Annotated in this window: 18 protein-coding genes and 1 pseudogene; 7 read left to right on the top strand and 12 right to left on the bottom strand. The window is 70.4% G+C overall.

Going from position 1 to position 15,511, the window contains the following annotated elements:
• Positions 1-82 precede the first annotated feature (82 nt).
• Positions 83-313 (top strand): annotated as a pseudogene (locus tag ABD340_RS33345) (GntT/GntP/DsdX family permease); the annotation flags it as partial.
• Positions 314-446: 133 nt separating this feature from the next.
• Positions 447-587, top strand: a complete 141-nt coding sequence (locus ABD340_RS33340; RefSeq protein WP_344594448.1) for a GntT/GntP/DsdX family permease — start codon at positions 447-449, stop codon at positions 585-587.
• Here the strand turns inward: ABD340_RS33340 and ABD340_RS33335 are convergent.
• Together ABD340_RS33335 and ABD340_RS33330 are read right to left on the bottom strand one after the other, a co-directional pair.
• Positions 571-1,095 carry a hypothetical protein gene (locus tag ABD340_RS33335; RefSeq protein ID WP_344594446.1) on the bottom strand — a complete coding sequence of 175 codons (525 nt, stop codon included), beginning with the start codon at positions 1,093-1,095 and terminating at the stop codon, positions 571-573. The two genes, ABD340_RS33340 and ABD340_RS33335, sit on opposite strands and share 17 nt — an antisense overlap.
• A gap of 104 nt (positions 1,096-1,199) precedes the next feature.
• Entirely contained in the window at positions 1,200-1,643 is a 444-nt protein-coding gene (locus tag ABD340_RS33330) for a YbaB/EbfC family nucleoid-associated protein (protein WP_344594444.1), read from the bottom strand.
• A 212-nt stretch (positions 1,644-1,855) separates the two neighbouring features.
• On the opposite strand from ABD340_RS33330, the gene ABD340_RS33325 reads away from it, so the two are divergent.
• Positions 1,856-2,218 carry a hypothetical protein gene (locus ABD340_RS33325; RefSeq protein ID WP_344594443.1) on the top strand — a complete coding sequence of 121 codons (363 nt, stop codon included), beginning with the start codon at positions 1,856-1,858 and terminating at the stop codon, positions 2,216-2,218.
• 484 nt (positions 2,219-2,702) lie between these two features.
• Entirely contained in the window at positions 2,703-3,458 is a 756-nt protein-coding gene (locus tag ABD340_RS33320) for a hypothetical protein (RefSeq protein WP_344594441.1), read from the top strand.
• A gap of 40 nt (positions 3,459-3,498) precedes the next feature.
• Here ABD340_RS33320 and ABD340_RS33315 read toward each other — a convergent pair whose 3' ends face one another.
• Both ABD340_RS33315 and ABD340_RS33310 read right to left on the bottom strand, forming a co-directional pair.
• Positions 3,499-4,032: a DUF5825 family protein gene (locus tag ABD340_RS33315; RefSeq protein ID WP_344594440.1), complete on the bottom strand. Its 534-nt coding sequence runs from the start codon at positions 4,030-4,032 to the stop codon at positions 3,499-3,501.
• On the bottom strand, positions 3,993-5,861 hold the full coding sequence (locus ABD340_RS33310; RefSeq protein ID WP_344594439.1) for a RiPP maturation radical SAM C-methyltransferase: 1,869 nt from the start codon (positions 5,859-5,861) through the stop codon (positions 3,993-3,995). Before ABD340_RS33310 ends, ABD340_RS33315 begins: the two co-directional genes overlap by 40 nt.
• A gap of 129 nt (positions 5,862-5,990) precedes the next feature.
• On the opposite strand from ABD340_RS33310, the gene ABD340_RS33305 reads away from it, so the two are divergent.
• On the top strand, positions 5,991-7,193 hold the full coding sequence (locus tag ABD340_RS33305; protein ID WP_344594438.1) for an MFS transporter: 1,203 nt from the start codon (positions 5,991-5,993) through the stop codon (positions 7,191-7,193).
• 7 nt (positions 7,194-7,200) lie between these two features.
• Here the strand turns inward: ABD340_RS33305 and ABD340_RS33300 are convergent, their stop codons facing one another.
• The 3 genes from ABD340_RS33300 to ABD340_RS33290 are packed head-to-tail and all read right to left on the bottom strand — an operon-like array spanning position 7,201 to position 9,004.
• Positions 7,201-7,653, bottom strand: a complete 453-nt coding sequence (locus ABD340_RS33300) for a nuclear transport factor 2 family protein (protein WP_344594436.1) — start codon at positions 7,651-7,653, stop codon at positions 7,201-7,203.
• A 16-nt stretch (positions 7,654-7,669) separates the two neighbouring features.
• A complete protein-coding gene (locus ABD340_RS33295) occupies positions 7,670-8,557 on the bottom strand; it encodes a pyridoxamine 5'-phosphate oxidase family protein (protein WP_344594434.1) in 888 nt (295 codons plus the stop codon).
• A gap of 3 nt (positions 8,558-8,560) precedes the next feature.
• On the bottom strand, positions 8,561-9,004 hold the full coding sequence (locus ABD340_RS33290) for a VOC family protein (protein ID WP_344594433.1): 444 nt from the start codon (positions 9,002-9,004) through the stop codon (positions 8,561-8,563).
• A 116-nt stretch (positions 9,005-9,120) separates the two neighbouring features.
• Between ABD340_RS33290 and ABD340_RS33285 the strand changes: the two genes are divergently transcribed.
• Positions 9,121-9,654, top strand: coding sequence for a CGNR zinc finger domain-containing protein (locus tag ABD340_RS33285; protein ID WP_344594431.1), 534 nt, complete (start codon positions 9,121-9,123; stop codon positions 9,652-9,654).
• Positions 9,655-9,766: 112 nt separating this feature from the next.
• On the opposite strand, the gene ABD340_RS33280 is transcribed toward ABD340_RS33285, so the two are convergent.
• The 4 genes from ABD340_RS33280 to ABD340_RS33265 form a co-directional block, all read right to left on the bottom strand.
• The gene (locus tag ABD340_RS33280; RefSeq protein ID WP_344594430.1) at positions 9,767-10,795 is read right to left on the bottom strand and encodes a LacI family DNA-binding transcriptional regulator; all 1,029 of its coding nucleotides are present in this window, start codon (positions 10,793-10,795) and stop codon (positions 9,767-9,769) included.
• An 80-nt stretch (positions 10,796-10,875) separates the two neighbouring features.
• On the bottom strand, positions 10,876-11,730 hold the full coding sequence (locus tag ABD340_RS33275; RefSeq protein ID WP_344594428.1) for an ATP-binding cassette domain-containing protein: 855 nt from the start codon (positions 11,728-11,730) through the stop codon (positions 10,876-10,878).
• The gene (locus ABD340_RS33270) at positions 11,727-12,716 is read right to left on the bottom strand and encodes an ABC transporter permease (protein WP_344594427.1); all 990 of its coding nucleotides are present in this window, start codon (positions 12,714-12,716) and stop codon (positions 11,727-11,729) included. The genes ABD340_RS33275 and ABD340_RS33270 overlap by 4 nt, the downstream gene beginning before the upstream one ends.
• 28 nt (positions 12,717-12,744) lie before the next feature.
• The gene (locus ABD340_RS33265) at positions 12,745-13,761 is read right to left on the bottom strand and encodes a sugar ABC transporter substrate-binding protein (RefSeq protein WP_344594425.1); all 1,017 of its coding nucleotides are present in this window, start codon (positions 13,759-13,761) and stop codon (positions 12,745-12,747) included.
• 144 nt (positions 13,762-13,905) lie between these two features.
• On the opposite strand from ABD340_RS33265, the gene ABD340_RS33260 reads away from it, so the two are divergent.
• On the top strand, positions 13,906-14,877 hold the full coding sequence (locus ABD340_RS33260; protein WP_344594423.1) for a carbohydrate kinase family protein: 972 nt from the start codon (positions 13,906-13,908) through the stop codon (positions 14,875-14,877).
• Between the two features lie 104 nt (positions 14,878-14,981).
• On the opposite strand, the gene ABD340_RS33255 is transcribed toward ABD340_RS33260, so the two are convergent.
• Positions 14,982-15,503, bottom strand: coding sequence for a hypothetical protein (locus ABD340_RS33255; protein WP_344594421.1), 522 nt, complete (start codon positions 15,501-15,503; stop codon positions 14,982-14,984).
• Positions 15,504-15,511: the final 8 nt, after the last annotated feature.

Raw genomic sequence — 15,511 nt, 5'->3', positions numbered from 1 at the left:
CGCCACTTCCACCCGCGGGCAGAAGGCGCGGCCCGAGCCGGCGCTGTCCCTGGTCCTGCTGATCATCGCGGTGCTGCTGGCGATGTGGCTGCTGGGGCTGCGCCGCGGCGTCCCGGCCGCCGAGCTGTCCGAGCTGGCCACCCGCTCGCTGCGGCCGATCGGCATGCTCCTGCTGGTGGTCGGGGGCGGCGCGTTCTTCGGCGCGGTCATCTCCGCGACCGGCGTGGGCAAGGCGCTGGCCGGGACGCTGTCGGACGCCGGGCTGCCGCTGATCGTCCTGGCCTACCTGATCAGCTGCGGGCTGCGGCTGGCACAGGGCTCGGCGACCGTCGCGATCGTCACCACCGGCGGGATCGTGGCGCCGCTGGTTCAGGGGGAGGGGCTCCCAGCCGCAGCTGGCGCTGATCGCGGTCTCCATCGCGGCCGGTTCGATCATCGCCTCGCACGTGAACGACGGCGGATTCTGGATCGTGTCCCGCTACTTCAACATGTCGGTCCGGGACACCCTCAAGACCTGGACGGTGCTGGAGACGATCCTGTCGGTGACCGGATTCGCCGTCGCGGGCCTGCTCAGCCTGGTGGTGTAGGCGAATCGTGCGTGCCGCTCGCCGGTGCGCCGGCGAGCCGGCGCAACTCCTGGGCGACGGGCTCCGCGCCTTGCGCCCGGCGGACCGCGTCGGCCAGGGCGTGCAGTTCCCGCGGGGGCAGGACGCGGGTCGTCCCGTTCGGCACCAGCGGCATGGTGATCGTCCGGATGCCCGGCGACTTCACGACCAGTTTGGGGCTGCCAAACCCCAACGCCCCGGGCCGCATGGCGACCGACGCCTGGGAGAGGTCGCAGCGGACGGCGCCTCCGACGCGCCGCGCGGTGAGCACTGTCCCGTCCAGCCAGAAGGCGCCGTTATATGCCTTGACGACGCTCTGCACTGCGAATCCCACGCTGATACAGGCCAGCGCCAGCCACATTCCGGGGATAAGCCGATACCCGCCGTCGTCGAGGACGGCCACCGCCGCGATCGTGAAGTATCCGGCCGCAGCCAGCAGAAAGGCGCAGTACAGGGCGGTGAGGATCCAGGTACTCCGTTCCGGGCTCACCGACAGTCGCCATCCTCTTTCGGTGCGTCCATGGCCTGTCATCGGCTGTTCACCTCCCGGCCCGGAACGTTTTCTCGCATTCAGGAAGCCGTTTTCCGGGACGGTCAGGGAATGTTCCGGCGGATCTCGCCGAGCTCGTCATGGTGCTCCCGGAAACTGTGCTGGGCGCCCTGCCCGAAGGTTTCGATCTGGTCGAGGACCTCGTCGGTGTCGGGATTGGCCGGCATTCCGTACTCGGCCAGCAGGCCGTTGATCAGCCCCTCGGACCGGCCCTGCACGTCGTCCTGCGCGGCCGTGATCGCCGCGGTCAGCTCCTCGGCCAGGGTCTGGCTGTCCTTCCGCATCGCCCGCGGGTTGATGGTGAGCTCCTTGAGCCGGCCGCCCGAGTCGACGGTGGCGCGCAGCAGGCCGTCGGCGGACTCGCCCTCGCCGACCATCTCCGCGACCTCCTCGCCGGACGCGTTGAGGCGCTTCATCATCTCGTCGGCCTGCGACGTAAGGCGGTGGAGGTCCTCGATTCGGAAGTTCGCGGGGTCGAAGTCGAACATGCCTGCCCTTTCCGGAGGTGAAAATACAGTAGACCAACCCAACATGAAGAACAGGAAAATAGTCCTCGAAGCGCACGTGTTGATCTCTTGAATCGGGCGGGAAAGATCGACCGGTCCGGTGACCCGCTTGTTCGGACGTGCGCGGATGCGGTAGAAGGGGAAACGGTACGCAGCCCGCGCTGCGGGCGGACTCATCGGGGAGAGGTGCCGATATGGCCCCTGGCGGGCAGGATAAGTACGTCACGTCCGAGGGGATCGAAAAGATCCGGACGACCCTCCAGGAGGAGGCGAAGCCGTTTTTCCAGGACGTAAAGAAAAGGGTTGACGACACCGATGTCTCGTTCCCGGGGTTCGGCCTTCTCGGGATGATCGCCATGGCGCCCACCTACCAGGGCGTCCAGGACGAGATGCGGCGCTTCATGCAGGACGCCACCGACGTGCTGGAGGCGTGGCGCGGCGGCCTGGAGGACATCAAGAGGGTCTGGCGGGCGGCGGAGGACTACAGCAAGCCCACCGTCGTGGAAGGGCCGGACGGGCAGAACGTCGGCATCACCGGGCCCGCGGTCTATCAGTGATCGCCGGTGCCGGGGCGATCGCCCCGACCCCTCCCGTCTCCCGGTCCCTCCACCTCCCAGGTCTTATGTTCCGAACCGGCGCAGCCGTCCCGGCCATGCGTGAAAGCGAAGGCAGATGACGACACCTAACCGGCCTCCCGACCCCCGCGTCCCGTGGAGCCGGCCACCTGACCCGCGCGTGCCGTACAACCCCCCGCCGCAACCCGCCCCGCAGGGGCCGCCGCCAGGCCCAGCCGGCCCCGGCCCATACGGTCCGAGGCCAGGGCCGGGCGGTCCTGGGCCATACGGTCCCGGTCCGGGTGGGCCTGGTCCCGGTGGTCCGGGCCCGTATGGGCCGGGCCCTGGCCAGCCTGCGGGCCCCTATGGCCCGCCCGGACAAGGACCGCCGCCCGGTCAGGGCCCGCCGCCGGGTGGGCGTCCGCCGGCGCCGCCAGGTGGGCGTCCGCCGGGGCCACCGCGTCCGCCCGCCCCGCCCCGCGCGCCCATGCCGCCGCCCCGTCCACCCGCGCCGACCGGCGCTCCCAGCGCTCCCGGCAACGCGGCCTCGGTCGTGGACGACGTCATGAAGAACTTCAAGAAGGTGGCCCGCAAGGAGTACCTGCTCGTCATCGCCGCCGCCATGGCCGCGCTGGGAATCGCGCACATTCCCGACATGTACCAGGCCTCGGCGAACTGGCGGACCGGCATCTCCGGGCCGCTTGACAAGCCCGCCAACCAGCTCATGCGCGGGATCTCGACCGACTCGGGCAAGGACTGGATCGCCGAGGACCAGGAGGCGTTCGCCCGCGCCGTCGACGAGTTCATCGTGCATGTGGAGACCGTCCGCAAGCACGCGGAGGCGGTCGGCTCGTCGGTCGAGAGCGTCGCCAAGATGTACATGAGCTACTGGACGTCGATCGGCAGCCTCGTGATCGCCGTCCTCCCGCTGGTGTTCTCGCTGTGGGCGCTGGCCAAGGTGCCCCACCCCGCGGTGAGCGTTCCCGCCAGGATCGCCAAGATGCTCGTGGGAGTGAGCTGCATCGTCACGGTCGGGATGTTCGTCGACGCCGTCATGGACTTCCTGAAGGCGGCCAACAACATCATGTCCGCCGTCCTCGGCGCCGGCGCGGCCGTGCAGCTGGCCACCCTGGCGCCCACCGGCGGGTCCGCCATCAACTTCAAGGAAGCCAAGATCGAATGGACGCGGCCGTCCAGCTTCACCGAGCCCAGGCGCACCGCGCCCGCCCCGTACGGCAACTGACGGGACCGCCTGGCCGGGTGGGCGGTGCGCTGGGATTCGTTCAGATGGCGAAGAACGGGATCGGCCACCTTGTCAGGCGGCAGGGGAGCGTTACGGCGAGGTCGCCCGCCAGTAGGAGCAGGCGACGGCGGAGGAGGTCCCTCAGGGCAGGGGCCTCCAGATGTCGTACGGCAGTGGGCGTCAGGCACGTGGTGAAGACGTCGATGAGTTCTGGGTTCTCCAGGACCGTCTGGGACGGGCTGTCAGGGTTGCGCGTGTCCTTCACTTGTAGGAACCCGGGGCCCATCCGGTAGTAGAACGAGCCGAAGCCGTGCGAACGGGCCCAGGTGTCCTTGGCGTCGCACGCGTCGTCGGTGCCGTCGTCAAGTTCGGTAGGCGGGGGCAGGTGGTGGAGCAGGCTGAGGTCGATGGGGCCGGTGACCCTGCCGCGCCACTCGATGCGTTGCCCGGTGGGGGCGAGGTCGCGCAGTAGGGCCACGGCCTGGGTGGTGGCCGCGGGGTCGCCCCCCAGGTCGAGGGGTTCGTCGATGGCGCTCATACGTGCGGCCGCCAGCGGGAGGTCTCGCCCAGGCATTCGGGCACCTTGTGGACGGGAACGCCGCGCGTGGCTATGGCCAGGTAGGTCGACCCGTCTTGGAACAGCAGGCCGCGCCGGGTCTGCTCCTGGAGCCAGTCGCCGACGTCCATGGTGAGCCGCTTGGCGAGGGCCTTGGCCGTACGGCCGCGTTCCAGGGCGCGGTAGGCGTCGGCCTGCCATCCCGTGAGCACGTGGTCGGTGCGGGGCCATCCGGCGCGCCGGTCTTCGATGCGCAGGTGGTTCTCGGTGTCGTCCCGGATGACGAGGGCCGAGGCGGTATATGCCTCGCGCCAGTGCTCCGCCGCGTCCTGCAGGCGCTTCTCGAGCTCGTCGGAGATTCCGGCGGGCGGGGTGTCGAACAGGTAGACCAGGTCGTTGAGCTCCTCTTCCGGGAGGTCGTAGACGTGGTCGTAGATCCGGTGCGGACGGCGTTCGGCGAAGCCGAGCTCGGGGCGCTCGAAGTACGGGCTGAAGCGTTCGAGCATGATGCGGCCCACCGAGCCGGGCGGCTGGAGGTGGACGAGCGCGGGCATCTGCTCGATGACCCTGAGGTAGTCGTCGTCGGTCTCGCCGGGGAATCCGCAGAGGTGGTTCCAGGACGCGGTGATGCCCTCGGTCTCGCAGTCGCGCAGCATCCGCACGTTGATGGTGGCGGTGGTGCCCTTGTCCATCAGTTCCAGGACGCGGGTGCTGAGGCTCTCGATACCTGGCTGGACGCAGTGGACGCCGGCCTCGGCAAGCAGCCGCAACTGGTCGGCGCGCAGGTTCGCCTTGACCTCGTAGTGGATGCGCAGGTCCCATCCGGACGCGGCCAGACCGGGCAGCAGTCCGCGGAAGTATGACATATCCAGAATGTTGTCGACGGTAATGATGTCGAGAATGCGGTGCCTTTTTACGAGATGGTCGATGTCTTCGCGGAAGCGTTCGGCGGGATGGGACCGGAATGCGATCGTGGAACCGTTGAGCCCGCAGAAGGCGCACTGGTGTTTCTCGCCCCACCAGCATCCGCGGGCGCCTTCGAGGAGGAGTTTCGGTTCGACGAAAGGGCGCACCGGTGAAGCGTCGAGAACCCGCTGCCAGCCGTCGAAGTCGGGCCGCGGGATCAGTGCCGGCGGAACGGGATGCGCGGCCGTTTCATTGGCGACCGAATCGTCGCCTTTCCACCAGCAGACACCGGGAAGGTGTTCGGGGGAATCGCCGGTCTCGATCCGTGCCAGCAGTTCCGGGAACACCCGCTCGCCCTCGCCCCGCACGACGTAGTCCACGAACGGGTGGTTGCGGTGCAGCGCGTGCCCCATCACGCCGTCGCAGTTGCTCCCGCCGAAGACGATCGTGACGCCGGGGGCGATCTCCTTCAATCTGCGGGCCAGCGCGAGACTGGCCGCGTTCTGCATGAACGTCGAGGTCAGGCCGACCACATCGGGTCCGGACGCGAGGATCTCGGCGGCCGCCAGCCCGATGAACCCGGCGGCCAGCGGGCGCATCCGGCGCGCCGGGCCCAGGTCGAGGGAGGCGCCGCCGCGCGCCCGCGCCGCGTACGCCTCCAGCTCCGCGACCCGCCATCGCGAATCGCCATAAAGCGCGCCGGCAAAAATCCAGTCGCCGATTCCGTGAAATACGTCATCGACCGAAACCTGTTCGCAGACCGCCGGGGTGATCTCACCGCCGGTACGTTCCAGAAGGTACTCCGCCCATCGGAGATAGCCGTAGTATTCGGTCACCGTGTCGGCGGGGCGCGTCTCGGCGAGCCGTGCCTTCAGCAAGGCCAGCGGCAGGGACGGCAGTTCGAACGACTGCCAGGGCATGGCCGCCAAGGTGACGCGCATTCCCGGTGTATTGTCGCGGGGTGTGTTCACATCGCCAGTGTTCAGCACATTGGCAGCAGTGGAAAACGACCATGCCCGTATAAGGTCATAACCTTGAAGTGATGATCACCTCGTGATGCGGTGCCAAGCATGCTCGCGGCCCTGAGAAATCGGTATTTCGCGCTGCTGTGGGCCGGGCAGTCGCTCAGCGCGGTCGGGAACCGGATGTTCCCCGTGATCCTCGCCCTCGTGGTGCTGGAGCGGGGCTCCGGCGCGGCCGCCCTGGGCCTTGTCCTGGCGGCGCAGAGCGCCGCCCTCGTCGCCGGGACGCTCCTGGCGGCCGCCGTGACCGACCGGTTCTCCCGCCGCGCCATCATGCTGTGGACGGACCTCGTCCGGGCGGTCGCCGTGGCCGGAATCACCGTCGCCTCCGACTCCGTCCTGACCGCGCTCGTCGTGGTGACGGCCATGGCCGAGGGCCTGTTCCAGCCCGCCTACGCCGCCGTCATCCCGCGAACGCTGCCCGCCCGGCACCTCCAGGCGGGCAACTCCCTGACGTCCCTTTCCCAGTACACGGCCTTGGTCATCGGACCGTCCCTGGCGGGGGCCGTCATCGCCACCACAGGCACGACCGCGGCTTTGTGGGTGGACGTGGGCACCTTCGTGGCCAGCCTCGCCACGCTCGTCCTCGTCCATGAGTCGTCCCCGGTGGAGACGGGCCCGAGAGCGCGCCCGTGGGGCCTCGGGCAAATGGCGAGGGACATCGCGGAAGGTTTTCGGGCCGTCCGGCGACGCGGGTGGCTTGCCGCGTCCATGGGCGCGTCCATGCTCGTCATGACGGTGACCGTGGCGCCGATGATGCTCATCGCGCCCATCGCCACGGATGGGCCCCGCGCCTATGGAGCGGCCTTCACCGCCTTGGGCGTGGGCTCGATCCTTGGGGCGCTCCTAACGGCGAGGCTGCGAACCAGCCGTCCGGGCTTCGCCGCGGCCATCGGCATCCTTCTGGTGGGGGGAGCGCCCCTTTCCCTGGCCGCGCTCCCCTTGCCCGGGGTGCTCGTCCTCTGGGGGACGGCCGGCGTGGGCATCACCGTTTTCGAAGTCCTCTGGACGACCGCGGTACAGCAGGACGTCCCAGACGAACTCCTGGGCCGGGTCATGGCCCTCGACTGGCTGGGCAGCGAATCGTGCACGCCCCTCGGCTACCTCATGGCAGGGCTGGCGGTCGGGCAGTTCGGCACACGTCCCCTCTTGCTGGTCGGCGCCTGCGTGGCCGTTCTCGCCGCACCGCTCCCCCTGCTCACACGGGGCGGTGCCACCTTCTCCAGCCCCGCCCCGTCCTCCGCGGGCTGACCGGAGCTCAGGGGATCGGCAGTGGACGGCCGTGTTCGGCGGCCGGTCGCGGACCGCGGATGAACCGGTCGGACTCGGCGATGGCGATGTCGTTGATGCTGGCCTCACGGCGGCGCATCAATCCGTCGGCGGCGAACTCCCACTGCTCGTTGCCGTAGCTGCGCCACCACCGGCCCTCGTCGTCGTGCCACTCGTACTGGAACCGCACCGAGATCCGGTCGCCGGCGTACGCCCAGAGCTCCTTGCGCAGTGCGTAGCCGTTCTCCCGCGCCCATTTCCGGGTCAGGAACCGCACGATCGCGTCCCGCCCGGTGAAGATCTCGTCCCGGTTCCGCCAGATCGAGTCGACCGTGTAGGCGGCGGCGACGCGTTCGGGGTCGCGGGTGTTCCAGGCGTCCTCGGCGGCCTGCACCTTCGCGCGCGCGGTCTCCTCGGTGAACGGTGGCAGTGGCGGTCGCATGTGTCGTCCTTCCTGGTCAGTCGGCGGGAGGGTTGAAACGCGAGTATTCGGGCGGGGACCAGCGGAGCGGGCTCGCGCCGGTCACGTCCACGACATCGGTGACGGTCATGCGCACCAGGCGTTCCGCGCCGGGCATGTCCGGTCGCGGGCTCCAGTCGACCTCGGCGGTGCCGGACACGTGCAGGAACGCACCCGTCGTCCAATCCGGGAACAGCAGCCCGGCCTGCGGACGGGCCTGCAGGTTGCCCAGTGTCATGAACATCGAGTTGCCCAGGTAGTCCGGCCAGCACAGCCGGTCGGGCCCGAGCACCCGGACGAAGCCGGGGTTGCCGCCGCGGTGCGAGGCATCGGCGTCGCCCTGGTCATCGGCCGTGGCGACGAAGAACGTGTCGGCCCGCCCGATCCGCTCGCGCTGCGCGGCGGTGAGTCCGGTGCCGCGACGGGCCCGCGCCGCGCCGCCGTCCGTGAACGTCGGCTCGCGCCGCTGGATGTACTTGGGGCAATTGGCGTAGACCTGGTCGGCCGTGACCAGCAGCCCGTCGCCGGCAGGACGGGCGGTCCCGTTGATCCGCATGCGCCGGCGCTTGTCGGGCTCGATCGCGATCATCCCGATCCGCTGCGGCTCGTCCAGGACCCCGGAGAGGGGATCGTGTGCGCCGGGGCGGGCGGCGATCTCGACCGTGTGTTCGCCGTCCGCGCGGACGAAGCCGGGCGGGCCGGTGAGCTGGGTGGCCCACAGCCGCCCGGATCCGTCCGCCGCGCCGATGACGATCATCGGCTGCCGGGCCAGGAAGGACGCGGCGACCGCGGGGATCGTCCGGCGCACCGCACGCAGCGAATGGTCGGCCTGCTTGATCCGGCCGGCCCGCTCCTGAACGAGCCGCTCCCCGGGGTGGTAGCCCATCTTCTAGAAGAAGCCGCAGGTGGGAGCGCCGGCGGTGGGTGCTTTCGCATCCTCCGCGCCGGTCGGGCTGTAGATCTCCAGCCGGATGCCGTCCGGATCGGTGAAGAAGATCCCGCCCGAGCCGGCGCCCTCGCCGTGCGGCACCACACCGTCGTAGGCGAAGGTGACCTCCAGTTCGCGCAGCAGCGCCTCGGCCTCCCGGACCTCCTCGATCGACCCGACCTGGAACGACAGGTGGTGCAGGCCGGGCGTCCCGGACGAGAACTCGCCGGCGCTCTGCTGCCAGAGGGTGACCACGAGCCGCCCGTCCCGGCCGAGGAACGCCCAGCGGCGCTCGCCGTCCGACTCGGCGAGCACATCGAAGCCGAAGACCCGCTGGTAGAAGTCCCGCGAGCGATCGAGATCGGTCACGTTCAGCCCGATGTGCCCGGTGCTGAGTTCCTGCATCGCTGACTCCCTGTCTCGATTTCTAACCTGTATTCAGTACAGTAGAGGTTAGATCAAAGAGTCGTCAACCTGCTGCAAGGTCCGCAGTGGTTAGAATGAGGCCCGAGGATGGGGGGATGACGATGCAGCAGGACCCGCGCCCCCTGGTGGACGAGCCGCTCTCGCTCGACCTGCTCAACACCCGATGGGTCCAGAACGGCGCCCGTCAGGACCTGCTGACCGGCTTGGACGGCCTGCGCATCTGGTTCGCCGGCGCAGACCTGACGGACCGCTGCCCGGCCGACGAGGCGTCACTGAACGCCGTGCTCACCGCACGGGCCGCGCTGCTCACCGCGGTGGACGGCGGCGACCCGAGACCTCTCAACGCCGTCCTCGCCAAGGCCCGCGTCCGCCGCGAACTAGGCGAGCACGGCCCAGCCGACGTGATCGAGGTGGACGATCCGGCATGGCTCGCCGCATGGCTCGCCGCGGACGACTACCTGAGACTGCTGCGCGAGATGCCCGACCGCATCAAGGCCTGCGCGCACTCCGACTGCATCCTGCACTTCTACGACACCTCGCAGAACGGCACCCGCCGCTGGTGTTCGATGGCAGTCTGCGGCAACCGCGCCAAGGCCGCCCGCCACTACGCCCGCACCCGCAAGACCTGAACCCCGATCCGGTCGAAGACCTTGGGTACGGCCCACGCTCGCCGTTCGTAGACGTGGACGAGGCACGTCACCCCAGGGGCTCGGAGAACTGAGCCGCCGACGCGTAAGCGGGTCAGCGGGTGCGGGCCGGGCCGGGGATCTCGCCGGAGCCGCGGGGGATCAGGCGGGTGGGGACGGTGACCGTACGGGCGCGGGAACGGTCACCGTCCAGGCGGCGGAGCGCGGTCGCCGCGGCGGCCTTGCCGAGCTCGGCCGGGTTCTGCGCCACGACCGTGAGCGGCGGCTCCAGCACCTCGGCGAGGGGGACGTCGTCGAAGGTGACCAACGCGACGTCCTTGCGTCCCAAACGGGCGAGTTCCGCGGCGACGCCCAGCGCGAGCATGTTGTTCCCGGCGAACAGCGCGGTGGGCGGGGCGGCGAGGCCCAGCAGGCGCCGCGTGGCGCCGGCCGCCGCCGCCTCGTCGTGCGCGTTGGCCAGGAGCGCGCGGTCCAGGGGGAGCCCGGCGTCGGCCAGCGCCGAACGGTACCCGGCGAGGCGTTCGCGGCGGGTGTACAGCTTGACCGGCAGATCGCCGAGGAAGCCGATCCGCCGGTGCCCGTGGGCGATCAGATGCGTGACGCCCTCGTAGGCGCCGGAACGATTGGAGCTGACGACGCTGTCGGTGGCCAGCCGGGCCCCCGGACGGTCGAGGAACACGACCGGCAGCCCGGCCGACCGCTGCGTCCTGAGCGAGGAGTGGTCCGCCCCGACGGACGGGACGATCATCAGAATGCTGACCCGGCGCGCCAGGAACGTCCGGGTCAGCGCGTGCTCCCGGGCGGGGTCGTCGGCGGACGACCCCATGAGCAGCGTGAGGCCGCGGTCGCGGACGGTGTCCTCGATGCCGCCGGCGACGGTGCCGAAGAACGGGTTGCCCAGGTCCGGGACCACCAGGCCCACCGTGGTGTCGGAGCCGCCGACCCGGATGTTGCGCGCCATGAGGTTCGGCTGGAAGCCGAGCCTGGCGACCGCGGCGAGCACCCGCTCCCTGGTCTCCGGTGAGCTCGGCCCGTCCTCGTTGAGGACGCGGGAGACCGTCTTGGCGCTGACGCCCACCTCGCGGGCGACGTCGGCCAGGGTCGGACGGCGAGGCGCGGCCATGTACCACCGTTTCTGTTTCGCGCGGCGGGCCCAGGTCGGCGACGCGGCCAGGGGCCCGCGGTTCGACGGAAGACGCGCCGTCAGGCGTTCGACACGCCGGCCGCCTTCGCGGCCTCGTTGTCTGCCACGACAGTATCGCCGCTCTCGTCGACGGTGAGCGCGCCGGTCATGATGGCGACGACCTCGGCCATCGAGTGGTCGCCGGGCTTGATGACGGCGGCCCGGCGGCCGAGCCGGTGGACGTGGATCCGGTCCGCGATCTCGAACACGTGGGGCATGTTGTGGCTGATGAGGACCACCGGCAGGCCCTTGTCGCGGACGCGGCGGATGAGGTCGAGGACCTGGCCCGACTCCTTGACGCCCAGCGCCGCGGTCGGCTCGTCCATCACCACGACGCTGCGGGCCCAGGCGACGGACCGGGCGACCGCGACGGCCTGCCGCTGCCCGCCCGACAGCGTCTCCACCGGTTGGGTGAGCGAGCGCAGCCCGATCTTGAGGTCGGCCATGTGCCGGGCGGCCTCCTCGCGCATCCGCTTCTTGTCGAGCATCCGGAACACCGTGCCCAGGACGCCGGGCCTGCGCAGCTCGCGCCCGAGGAACATGTTGGAGGCGATGTCCATGGACGCCGCGACGGCCAGGTCCTGGTGGACGGTCTCGATGCCGTGCCTGCGGGCGCTCTGCGGACCGGCGAACACGATCGGCTCGCCGTTCAGCCTGATCTCGCCCGCGTCCGGGGCGAGCGCGCCGGTGAGAGCCTTGATCAGGCTGGTCTTGCCCGCCCCGTTGTCGCCGATGACGGCGAGCACCTCGCCGGGCAGCAGGTCGAAGTCGGCGCCGTCGATGGCGGTCACATGGCCGTACCGTTTGACCAGGCCGCGGGCCTGCAGGATGGGAGGCGCGGCGGACCTCGCCGGGTCGGTCGCGTGGCCGGTCATCGTGCCTTCTTCCGGGAGATCTGGTCGACGGTCACGGCCAGGATCACCAGCACACCGGTGATCAGGGTCTGGTAGACGGACGAGACGCCCATCAGCTGCAGGCCGTTGCGGAAAACGCCCACGATCAGCACGCCGATGAACGTGCCCAGGACCGCGCCGCGGCCGCCGAAGAGGCTCGTCCCGCCGAGGACCACGGCGGAGATGCTGTCGAGGTTGTCGGTCTGGCCCGCCTGCGGGTCGCCGACGCCGGTACGGGAGATCAGCAGCAGCGCGGCGATGCCGTAGGTGAGCCCGGCCAGGGTGTAGACGCCGATGGTCAGCCGGGCCGTGCGGACGCCGTTGAGCCGGGCGGACTCCGGGCTGTTGCCCAGCGCGTACACGTGGCGGCCCCAGGCCGTGCTGCCCAGCGCGTACGCGAAGAGGAGGAAGAGCGCGATCGTGACCAGCGACCCGTAGGTGATATCGGTGTAGCCCAGCGGGAACGTCTCGCCGAGCGCGGTCAGCGGCGCGGGCAGGTTGCTGATCGTCTGGTCTTCGGAGTAGATGTGGGTCAGCGCGAACGCCACGTTCAGCATGCCCAGCGTCACGATGAACGGCGGCAGCGGGACCATCTGCACCAGCAGGCCGTTGGCCAGGCCGAACCCGGCGCACACCAGCAGGCCCAGCGCGATGGCGGCCAGCGGCGGCAGCGAGCCCTGGGCGGCCATCTTGGCGATGACGATGCTGCCGAACGCCATGACGGCGCCGCAGGACAGGTCGATGCCCGCGGTGAGGATGATCAGCGTCTGGCCGATGGCCAGGGTGCCCACCACCATGACCTGCTGCACGATCAGCGAGAAGTTCCCGCCGGAGAGGAACTGGTCGGTGGTGACGGAGAAGAAGGCGCAGGCCAGCAGGAGGGCCGCGAGCGGGCCCGTGGTCGGTGCCGTGAGGAGTCTGCGGGCCGTGGTCGGCCCTTTCAGCTCGGTGTAGGTCGTGGCGGTCATGACGCTCCTTGCCGAAAGGCCGGGCGGATCAGCCCCAGCAGTTCTCCAGGCCGAAGGCGGTGGTCTGGGAGGCGGCGCCGTCCTGCGGCCGGTCGGTGATCAGGGTGACGCCGGTGTCGGTGTAGCCCGTGGCCTTCTTGCCGTTCTTGGCGTAGTCGGCGACGGCCTGGACGCCCTGCTGGGCCATCTTCAGCGGGTACTGCTGGGAGGTGGCCGCGATCTTGCCCTCCTTGACGGCCCTGGTGCCGGTGCAACCGCCGTCCACGGAGACGACCAGCACGTCTTTGTCGCGGCCCTTGGCCTTGAGGGCGGTGTGGGCGCCGAGCGCGGCGGGCTCGTTGATGGTGTAGACGACGTTGAGGTCGGGGGCCTTCTGCAGGCAGTTCTCCATGGCGGTCTGGCCCTTGGACTGGTCGCCGGCGGTGTCCTGCGAGCAGACGACGGCCGGGTCGTTGCCGGCGACGCCGAAGCCCTTGAGGAAGCCGTTGTGGCGCTGCACGCCCACGGCCACCCCCGGCGCCAGGTCGAGCGTGGCGATCTTGGCCTGCTTGCCCTTCATGGCGGCCTTGGCGTATTCGCCGATCAGCTGCCCGGCCTTGAAGTTGTCGGTGGCGAACAGCGCGTCGGTGGCGTTCTGCGGCTCGGTCGGGCTGTCGAGCGCGATGACCAGGACGCCCTTGGCCCGCGCCTTCTCCAGCGCCGGAATGATCGCCTTTGAGTCGCTGGGGGTGATCAGGATGCCCTTCACACCCGAGGCGACCATGTTCTCGACGGCGGTGACCTGGCCGGCGTTGTCGCCGTCGAACTTGCCGGCCGCGCTGACCAGTTCGACGCCGGCCGTCCGGGCGGCCTTCTCGGCGCCCTCCTTCATCTTGACGAAGAAGGGGTTCGTGTCGGTCTTGGTGATGAGGCCGACCTTGGCGCCGGCCGCGGAGCCGCCGCCCTGGGCGCCGGGGCCGCAGGCGGTCAGGGCGAGGGCCGCGGCGCCGGCGCACGCGCATAGCTTCCAGGGAAGGGAGCGGAGGGGGTGGGGGGTGCGAGACATGAGCCACTCCTGCGGATTCATTCAGACGGCGTGTCATCGTTGACCTATGTCATCGTTGACACTGCTTGGCGACGATGATGGACTCCGGTTCCGGCAACGTCAATGCCCCGTCCCCGAAACGTTCGCCTCGTTCAGGAGAGAGCCATGCGCCCGCGTCAGGTCACCGTCCTGGGAGAAAACGTCGCGGACGCGTTCGCCGAACCCGGAGGCGCGCCGCACCAGATGACGTTGCGCGTCCTGCCCGGGGGAGGACCCGCGAACACGGCCGTCGCCCTGGCCAGGCTGGGTACTCCGGCCCGTTTCCTGACGCGGCTTTCCGACGACGCGTTCGGCCGCCTCTTCCGCGAGCACCTCGAAGCCTCGGGCGTGGACCTGTCCGACGCGGTGCGCGCCGCCGAGCCCAGCACCCTGGCCATCGCCGAGGTCGACGCCGACGGCCAGGCCACGTACTCGTTCCATGCGCAGGGCACCGCCGACTGGCAGTGGACCGGTTCCGAACTGGCGGCGGTGGACGTGTCCGCGACCACCTGCGTGCACACCGGCTCGCTGGCCTTGGTGCGCGAGCCGGGCGCCGCGGTCGTGGAGAAGTTCCTGGACGCGGCCTCCGCGCAGGCCACCGTCAGCATCGATCCCAACGTCCGGCCGCTGCTGGTCGACCCCGGCGTCTACCGCGACCGGCTGGCCCGCTGGTGCGCCCTCGCCGACCTGCTGCGCCTCAGCGAGGACGACCTGGAGGTACTGCTGCCCGGAACGCCGCCCGACCGGGCCTGCGACATCTGGCACGAGACCGGTGTCCGGCTCGTGGTCGTCACCCGCGGCGCGAACGGCGCGCTGGCCTCGCTGGACGGTGAACGCGTCACCGTGCCGGCGCCGCGCACCGAGGTCGTCGACACCGTCGGGGCGGGGGACTCCTTCACCGCGGGGCTGCTGCATCACCTCGGCGAGCGCGGGCTGCTCGGCGGCCGCCTGTCCCGCCTGCGTCCCGACGACGTCGCCGAGGCCTGCCGGTTCGCGGTCCGCGTAGCCGCCCTGACCTGCACCGTGGCCGGCCCCAACCCGCCGTGGAGCGCACAACTGCGCGAGCCGACCGCGCCCGGACACGAGCGAGCCGTGTAACGGGCGAGACGCCCTGCGGTTCCACTCGCCCACTCGAGGCGTCGCCGCGGTGGACGGCGACGCCTCGCGGAGGCACAGCCAGGCCGGCGTGACCGCTGAGGCCGTCATGCGAGGCCGACCGCCACCAGGGCGATGATCGAGCCGGCGAAGACCATGCTGTGGCGGACGTTCTGCAGGATCGGCGTCCAGGTGGGGAAGCCGCTCTCGGCGGCCTTGAGCAGGGCCGGCACGTCGATGCGCCGCAGCGTCGGGTCGCCCTTGCGCTCGAATGCCTTCTGGACGGACTGCACGGCGGTCAGCTGGCTCCACAGGATGAGCCCGTTCCCGACCAGGACGAGGGATGAGAAGACCCAGGTCAGGAGCTGGCCCCAGTGGTTCCCCGCGAGGTTGAGCGCCGCCACGGTGACCATGACCGCGGCGACCGAGGCCGGTACCGCGGTCTCGTGGCCGGCGGCGTCGAAGTTGAGCTTGTTCTCGGCGAGGACGCCGGTGGGAACGCCCTGCCGCCGCAGCTCGGCCTCGGCGTTCGCCTTGGCGGTCGTGGCTCCGTAGCGATGGCGCAGCATCGGGATGCTGATGAAGGCCAGCGCGACGAGCAGCTGGGCGACGGCGGCGACGGTGGTCATCGGGGACT

It is taken from the genome of Actinomadura vinacea (assembly GCF_039532545.1).
GTDB classification, from domain to species: domain Bacteria; phylum Actinomycetota; class Actinomycetes; order Streptosporangiales; family Streptosporangiaceae; genus Spirillospora; species Spirillospora vinacea.
This window is presented reverse-complemented; position numbering and strand designations above follow the sequence as displayed.

What these genes read in the sequence shown, in the direction of transcription:
- ABD340_RS33330 (WP_344594444.1), bottom strand. Translation starts at nt 1,643, where the DNA reads ATGTTCGACTTCGACCCCGCGAACTTCCGAATCGAGGACCTCCACCGC.
- ABD340_RS33325 (WP_344594443.1), top strand. Translation starts at nt 1,856, where the DNA reads ATGGCCCCTGGCGGGCAGGATAAGTACGTCACGTCCGAGGGGATCGAA.
- ABD340_RS33320 (WP_344594441.1), top strand. Translation starts at nt 2,703, where the DNA reads ATGCCGCCGCCCCGTCCACCCGCGCCGACCGGCGCTCCCAGCGCTCCC.
- ABD340_RS33315 (WP_344594440.1), bottom strand. Translation starts at nt 4,032, where the DNA reads ATGCCTGGGCGAGACCTCCCGCTGGCGGCCGCACGTATGAGCGCCATC.
- ABD340_RS33310 (WP_344594439.1), bottom strand. Translation starts at nt 5,861, where the DNA reads ATGCGCGTCACCTTGGCGGCCATGCCCTGGCAGTCGTTCGAACTGCCG.
- ABD340_RS33305 (WP_344594438.1), top strand. Translation starts at nt 5,991, where the DNA reads ATGCTCGCGGCCCTGAGAAATCGGTATTTCGCGCTGCTGTGGGCCGGG.
- ABD340_RS33300 (WP_344594436.1), bottom strand. Translation starts at nt 7,653, where the DNA reads ATGCGACCGCCACTGCCACCGTTCACCGAGGAGACCGCGCGCGCGAAG.
- ABD340_RS33295 (WP_344594434.1), bottom strand. Translation starts at nt 8,557, where the DNA reads ATGGGCTACCACCCCGGGGAGCGGCTCGTTCAGGAGCGGGCCGGCCGG.
- ABD340_RS33290 (WP_344594433.1), bottom strand. Translation starts at nt 9,004, where the DNA reads ATGCAGGAACTCAGCACCGGGCACATCGGGCTGAACGTGACCGATCTC.
- ABD340_RS33285 (WP_344594431.1), top strand. Translation starts at nt 9,121, where the DNA reads ATGACGATGCAGCAGGACCCGCGCCCCCTGGTGGACGAGCCGCTCTCG.
- ABD340_RS33280 (WP_344594430.1), bottom strand. Translation starts at nt 10,795, where the DNA reads ATGGCCGCGCCTCGCCGTCCGACCCTGGCCGACGTCGCCCGCGAGGTG.
- ABD340_RS33275 (WP_344594428.1), bottom strand. Translation starts at nt 11,730, where the DNA reads ATGACCGGCCACGCGACCGACCCGGCGAGGTCCGCCGCGCCTCCCATC.
- ABD340_RS33270 (WP_344594427.1), bottom strand. Translation starts at nt 12,716, where the DNA reads ATGACCGCCACGACCTACACCGAGCTGAAAGGGCCGACCACGGCCCGC.
- ABD340_RS33265 (WP_344594425.1), bottom strand. Translation starts at nt 13,761, where the DNA reads ATGTCTCGCACCCCCCACCCCCTCCGCTCCCTTCCCTGGAAGCTATGC.
- ABD340_RS33260 (WP_344594423.1), top strand. Translation starts at nt 13,906, where the DNA reads ATGCGCCCGCGTCAGGTCACCGTCCTGGGAGAAAACGTCGCGGACGCG.
- ABD340_RS33255 (WP_344594421.1), bottom strand. Translation starts at nt 15,503, where the DNA reads ATGACCACCGTCGCCGCCGTCGCCCAGCTGCTCGTCGCGCTGGCCTTC.